Here is a 6,194-nt window from a genome sequence, read left to right on the forward strand (position 1 = left end):
ATGTTATCTTTAGTGATTATAGTATAGATAGTAAATAATAATATAACTATACAGAATAGTAGTATTATACAAGGATAAGATAGTATAGATAGAGAGTGTATAAGAGTAAGTGAGTACCATGCTTGATATAAATATTAATAAGGTAATATTATCATTGATATAGGTTAGGTATAAGTGTTAAAATGATAGTATGAACTTGTTAGACATATAAAATAAGTATGGAGGAACAAAAGAAGTGGAATTACACACGATAAGATATAAAGAAAAAGATATTGTTATTTTGTTAGATAACAGTATGAGGTTGGTTAAGCCAGTATATGACTACTTGAAATACCTTAGGCAAAAAGATAGAGCATTTAACACTATAAAGGCTAATGGAACAGATTTAAAGATATATTGGGAGTTCTTGAATAGAGAGCATTATCAATATGATGAAGTAACACCTAAGATTATAGGAGGGTTTATAGAATACCTTAGAGAGCCTAATGCTATCGATAACGTAGTTAGTGTATATACAGAAAGTAAGCGTACAGGTAAAACAATAAATAGAATACTTAGCACAGTTTATAACTTTTATAAGTATTGCGGAATGATTAGAGAGATAAATAATCCTATCATAATGGAGGAAGTAAATAGACCATTTGATATGTTTAAAAGTCTTTTGCATCATGCAAGAAGTAATAATAAAACTAAGCAATCAATATTTAAAGTTAAAGAAAGTAAAACTACTTTTAAGTTAATATCAGACAGTGATGCTGAAATATTTTTAAATACACTTCCGACTTGGAGGGATAAGTTAATATTTAAAATAATGTACCTTACGGGTGCAAGAATTGGTGAGGTTTTAGAACTTCAAATTGAGGATATACCTTATCCTGATACTTCAAAAGAAATTGGAATGTTAGAAAATATAAAATCTAAAGGTAAAAGAAGAAACTTATATATTCCAATGGCTCTACTTGAAGAAATAGATAATTTCATAATGGAAGAAAGAAATTGCATAGATACAGAACATAGTTATATTTTTGTATCACAGCAAAAGCAAAATTTAGGCAAACCGTTAACTTATAGAGGAATATATGAAGTGTTTAATACAGTAAAAAAGAAAACTAGAATAGAACTGAATTTCCACGATTTAAGGCATACTTGTGCAACTGATTTAGTCCAAAGTGGTATGGATATTAGTGTTGTTAAAATAATATTAGGACACGAACATATCACAACTACCCAACAATATACTCATATTTCAAATCAATATCTTGAAGATAATTTAAGTAGATATTGGAATAAGAGTTCTTTAATTGGAGGTGGAGCAAATGGCAAGTAAAATGCCTAATGGTGATAAGTGGGAATTGATAGATAATGATAGCAATTCACAATATTATGGTAGAAAGTTTAAGTTTGATTTTTTATATATTGAGAGTGATAGCATTAAAAATGTAGTCAAGGCTTATGTTTGGAGAAACTATAAAGAAGGTAATAAATCATTAAAAAAGTTATATGACGATAATGATAGATTAAAGTTATTTAATAATTTCTTAGTAATTAATAATATAAATTCATTAAAAGAATTAACAAATAATGATATTGGTTTATTTATATCATACCTTAAAACTTTTATTTCAGATAATACTAATAAACCACTTGCTTATGGAAGTCAAAAATTGCATTTGGATAAAGTGAAAGCAATAATTCGTTGGGGACAATTATATATGCCTAATGAAGTGCCTAAAATCGAGATATTTACAGGTAATGAATATACAGGAATTAATAGAAAACTTAAAATAGATTTTATTCCTGATGAAGTTTTAGAACAAATAAATAAAGCCTTAGTTGATGAAGAAAATCCTTATATTAAATATGGAATAATCATTCTTCAATCAACGGGAATGAGAATTGGAGATATGCTTAAATTAAACATCGATAGTGTTAAGCCACATTTAATTAGTGGATACACATTGACTTGGTATGACCATAAAAATCGTAAGGAACGTCAACCAATGCCTATTCCTAATGAATGTGCTATCGCAGTCGAAAAGTTGATAGAACATACAAAAGAATTAAGAGAACAGGCTAATGATAAGATAAAAGATTATTTATTCATATATAAACTTCAAAAGGGTAAAAACAAAGGGAAAATTCAAAATTTATATCTTCAACAAATAGTACCTTGGTTTAATGCATTTATTCAAAACAATGATATTAAAGATACAAATGGTGAATATTATAATCTTACAGCACATCAATTTAGAAGAACACTTGCTACTGATATGTTATCTAAAGGAACTGATTTAAAAGCTATTCAAGAAGTTTTAGGACATTCTTCTCCTATGACAACTAAACAGAGTTATGCAGATGTTAAAGATAAAGAAAGAGCTGAAGTATTTAAGAATATAGGTATTATTGGCAATATAAATAAAGTTGATGAAAGAGTTATAGAAGATAAAAAAGATTTAATTTGGTTCAAGGAAAACAAGGATAAAGGAGCAAGAATGGAAGATGGTTATTGCACTAAGCCTTGTAGTGACGGAAAGATTTGCGATAGATTGTTGAAAAGGCAGAAATGCTACACTTGTAGTAGATACATCACTACTCCAGAGTATTTACAGGCTCATAAAAACCATTTAGCAGAGTTAGAAAAGCAATTAGAGGGAAATATCTATGGCGACCATTATGCCGAACATTTCCTCCCTACCATTAAAATCCTAAAAGAGATTGTAAAGAGATTGGAGGAAATACAGGATGGCAATAACTAAGTTAAATTTACAACTAATAACTACTGAAAGTGATTATAGTAATATAACTATTGGAAACTCTAAGTTTATTGATGATATATGGGATTTATCACCTTTTATAACTGCTAAAACAACTAAAGATAGTGCAAAGAAAATCAACTTTAATTTTATAAAAAATGGAGGTATGAAACTTACAACAAAACTTTATTCTTACTATAAATTAGGACAAATTAAACCTCAAAGTATAATAGTTTATATGAATTGTTTACCTTTGTTTATTGAGTATTGTAATTTAAATACTATTGATAGTTTCAATGAAATAACTAAAGAAGTATTTTTAAATTATTCATTATGGCTTAAAGAAGATAAAAAAATTGCTAATCAAAGTGGTTATATATCATCAAAAGTTGTTGAGGAAATTATTAAAATAGGTCAAATAAAAGGTTGGAACGTACCTAAAAATAATATCTTTGTAGATTTTACTTCTAATGATTTATGGGATAGAAAAAAGGCTTTAAAAGAAAATAAAACTAAACCAATTCCAGAAGATATATTTGATAAAATAATTCAATGTGCATTAAAAGAAAAGAATATCTTAACTAAGGCAGGAATATTAATTCAAAGCCAAACTGGACTTAGAATTAATGAAGTGTTATCTATCCGACAAGGTTGCGTTCACACAACGAATGATGGATATGATTATATGGAAGTTACTCTTAGTAAAACTGAAAAAGGTGAGTCTATAATCCATAAAGTCTTTATTAATGATTTAGTTAAAGATATCGTTGCAGAACTTGAAGAATATACTAAAGACTTAAGAGAAGAAAGTGAATTAAAAGAATTATTTTTGGTTAGGAATTGGGGTGTTCAAGTTTTAAAAGTTCAAGGTTGGGGAGAAAAAAGACTACCTAATTTTATTAGAAGATGGGATATAAGAGATAATAAAGGAAATTTATATCCATTAAAATCTCACCAATTTAGAGCAACATTTGTTAGAGAACTTATAAAACAAAAAGTTTCAATAACACATATCATGAAACAGTTTTCTCATGTGTCTATTGAAATGACTTCACATTACCTTACTTTAGAAGAGGAAGAAGTTAAAGCAATATATTCAGATATGATACTTGGAAAAGATTCTAAAATTGCTGGACTTAGAGCAAAGGAAATTAAATCTAAACTTGATGAACAGTTCAGAGGTAAAACAGAGCAAGAAATTGATGATATAATATCTAACTTATCTAAATCTATGAGTTTTAATCCTTTGCCAACAGGTGTATGCCTATATGACTTTAGAAGGGGTAACTGTTCTGATGGTGATGGATGTTTCTTCTATAACTGTCCCAACTACGTTACTGAGGTTAAGTTCTATCCTATCTTAAAGCAAGAATTAGACCTTATGGAAAAAGAAATGGCAAGGTATAAAGAGTTAGAACAACAAAGGTCTTGGGAGAGACAATATGTTAAATATAAGTATTTAAAACCATTAGTAGATAGTTTGGAGGTGCAAATGAATGATAAAGAAGCCTAATAGAAATACAGAAGGTTTAAAAGAATTTGCAGAAAAGAAGAACCAAGAAACTATCGACAAGGTTAATAAAGTAATAGATAAATTAAAGCGTTCTAAAACTAAGAAGATTAACTTTAAAACAGTAGCCGAAGAAGCAGGAGTATCTAAGGCTACTCTATATAATAATGACATTCTAAAAGAGCGTATATTAAGCTTAAGAGCCATTGAGAAAGGTGTTCCTAATGATAGTATAGTTGTTACACCTAAAGATAAAATTAAGGCTAAAGACGATAAAATAAAGCAACTTTATGAGGAAATTAGGAACTTAAAAGAAGATAAGCAAAAACTAATCATTCAATTAGTTGAAATGGAAGAACTTAAAGATGAAAATAAAAGGCTTAGAGAACAAATATTAAAATTAAAATAATAGGGAGAAAGCCATGATTGTTACTAAAAAATATATAAAGGATTTAAGAGAAAAGTCATTTTTGAATATATCAGCAGATATGGAAAAGAAAATTCTTGAGAAGTTTGGTAAAGAAACTGAACCAGATGAAGACGGAAGTATGAATGTATACTCGGAACAGGATATTTGGGAACAGATAAGAAAGATGATGCAAGGTAAAGAATTCAGCTAATAATTAATTACTGAACAATAATTGTTGCTATATTTATGTCAGATTAGTAAATTATTGTGACAAACGTGGATGGAGGAATATATTTAATGAAAAAGTTTATTTCAATTATTGTTACTATAATGATAATTCTACAGTCTATAGTTTTATATTTATTTTTTAATGATAAACTTTCAAATTATCCAATAAATTTAGTAGATATATTATGGGTAGGTTCGGCTTTACTGGGCATTTCATTTGGAGTTCTATTCTTTAGAATAAATAAAGAAATAAAAAAACCAGAAAGTACAATTATTATGGTTGTATTACTTGGCATAATAGGATTTCCATTTATGATTTTTAATTATTGGGCTGTTGAGTTTCTTTTAATAATTCTTACATTTGGCGTACACTTTTACATGTATAGAGATAGTAAATTTACGATATTACCTGTAATATCATCCATAATGGGTATTTATTCAATAGTACTATACTTGTTAATGAACGGCATTACTTCAATGTAGATTTAATACGGAATATTCTTATATTATTCAGCAATCACACATGTTTAATAATTAATTATTGAACTACATTTATAAAGGATGTATACTTGAAATTGTATAGTTTATAAATTAATTACTAAACGGGGGTTAATACTTATGCCAAGAGTTACAATTAAACAACTTCAAGAACAAATAAATAGTTTAAAATCTATTAATGATTTTCAAAGTTCAGAAATAAATAAGCTCAATAAAGAAATAAATGAGTTAAGAGATAAAGAAAAAGTAGTATCTATTGATGAATATAATTTTTTAGCAAAAGAATTTGAAAATCAAAATATGTTAACTACAGAATATAGAAAGATGTATGAAAATCTAAAAGATAAATATAGCAAAGAACGTGACAAATTAATAGATAAGATTAAAGCTCTGCAAGAACAAGTAGATAGTTCACAAATAAAACTGAACGAAAGAAACGCTGGTAGAAAAGCTTATTCTAATAAAGAAGTTATTAAAAAGATATATGAATTATATCTTGAAGGAAAAAGCTTACAAGGAATTGTTGATGAACTAAATCGGTTAGAAATTAAAACTAATCGCAATAAAGACTGGTCTAAAAGTTCTATAAGATTTATTTTATTAAATGAAAAAAATGTGTTAAATGGTTTTATTACAGAAGATATATTTAATCGTACAATTAAGTTACTGAACGATAACAAAAAATAGTTATCAACAAAGTTATTAACATGTTATACACGTGAAATAGTATAAAAAGAAAAGAGGTGAGTTTTAGTGAGAGTTTAGTACTTGTTATACACTCTCTCACTAAAGATAA

General features: G+C 27.3%; 7 protein-coding genes. All 7 read left to right on the forward strand.

The genetic code is table 11. The annotated features are described in order from the left end of the window. The first annotated feature begins 235 nt into the window (after nucleotides 1–235). The 7 genes from HBE96_RS17980 (at nucleotide 236) to HBE96_RS18010 (ending at nucleotide 6,085) form a co-directional block, all read left to right on the forward strand. Nucleotides 236–1,327 carry a tyrosine-type recombinase/integrase gene (locus HBE96_RS17980; RefSeq protein ID WP_169299101.1) on the forward strand — a complete coding sequence of 364 codons (1,092 nt, stop codon included), beginning with the start codon at nucleotides 236–238 and terminating at the stop codon, nucleotides 1,325–1,327. Further along, complete coding sequence (locus HBE96_RS17985) at nucleotides 1,317–2,756, forward strand: tyrosine-type recombinase/integrase (protein WP_169299102.1); 1,440 nt, start codon at nucleotides 1,317–1,319, stop codon at nucleotides 2,754–2,756. The genes HBE96_RS17980 and HBE96_RS17985 overlap by 11 nt, the downstream gene beginning before the upstream one ends. Beyond that, nucleotides 2,743–4,266 (forward strand): tyrosine-type recombinase/integrase, encoded by a 1,524-nt coding sequence (locus tag HBE96_RS17990; RefSeq protein ID WP_169299103.1) that lies wholly within the window; start codon nucleotides 2,743–2,745, stop codon nucleotides 4,264–4,266. The genes HBE96_RS17985 and HBE96_RS17990 overlap by 14 nt, the downstream gene beginning before the upstream one ends. Further along, nucleotides 4,250–4,672 carry a DUF6262 family protein gene (locus HBE96_RS17995; RefSeq protein WP_206154992.1) on the forward strand — a complete coding sequence of 141 codons (423 nt, stop codon included), beginning with the start codon at nucleotides 4,250–4,252 and terminating at the stop codon, nucleotides 4,670–4,672. Before HBE96_RS17990 ends, HBE96_RS17995 begins: the two co-directional genes overlap by 17 nt. 13 nt (nucleotides 4,673–4,685) lie before the next feature. After that, nucleotides 4,686–4,883, forward strand: a complete 198-nt coding sequence (locus HBE96_RS18000) for a hypothetical protein (RefSeq protein ID WP_169299104.1) — start codon at nucleotides 4,686–4,688, stop codon at nucleotides 4,881–4,883. Nucleotides 4,884–4,969: 86 nt separating this feature from the next. After that, nucleotides 4,970–5,383, forward strand: a complete 414-nt coding sequence (locus HBE96_RS18005) for a hypothetical protein (protein ID WP_169299105.1) — start codon at nucleotides 4,970–4,972, stop codon at nucleotides 5,381–5,383. A gap of 135 nt (nucleotides 5,384–5,518) precedes the next feature. After that, nucleotides 5,519–6,085, forward strand: coding sequence for a recombinase family protein (locus HBE96_RS18010; protein ID WP_169299106.1), 567 nt, complete (start codon nucleotides 5,519–5,521; stop codon nucleotides 6,083–6,085). Nucleotides 6,086–6,194: the final 109 nt, after the last annotated feature.

The sequence above is a fragment of the Clostridium muellerianum genome, assembly GCF_012926525.1.
Classification (GTDB): Bacteria; Bacillota; Clostridia; order Clostridiales; family Clostridiaceae; genus Clostridium_AM; species Clostridium_AM muellerianum.

Coding starts and splice junctions, on each gene's coding strand:
- HBE96_RS17985 (WP_169299102.1), top strand. CDS start 1,317: ATGGCAAGTAAAATGCCTAATGGTGATAAGTGGGAATTGATAGATAAT.
- HBE96_RS17990 (WP_169299103.1), top strand. CDS start 2,743: ATGGCAATAACTAAGTTAAATTTACAACTAATAACTACTGAAAGTGAT.
- HBE96_RS17995 (WP_206154992.1), top strand. CDS start 4,250: ATGATAAAGAAGCCTAATAGAAATACAGAAGGTTTAAAAGAATTTGCA.
- HBE96_RS18000 (WP_169299104.1), top strand. CDS start 4,686: ATGATTGTTACTAAAAAATATATAAAGGATTTAAGAGAAAAGTCATTT.
- HBE96_RS18005 (WP_169299105.1), top strand. CDS start 4,970: ATGAAAAAGTTTATTTCAATTATTGTTACTATAATGATAATTCTACAG.
- HBE96_RS18010 (WP_169299106.1), top strand. CDS start 5,519: ATGCCAAGAGTTACAATTAAACAACTTCAAGAACAAATAAATAGTTTA.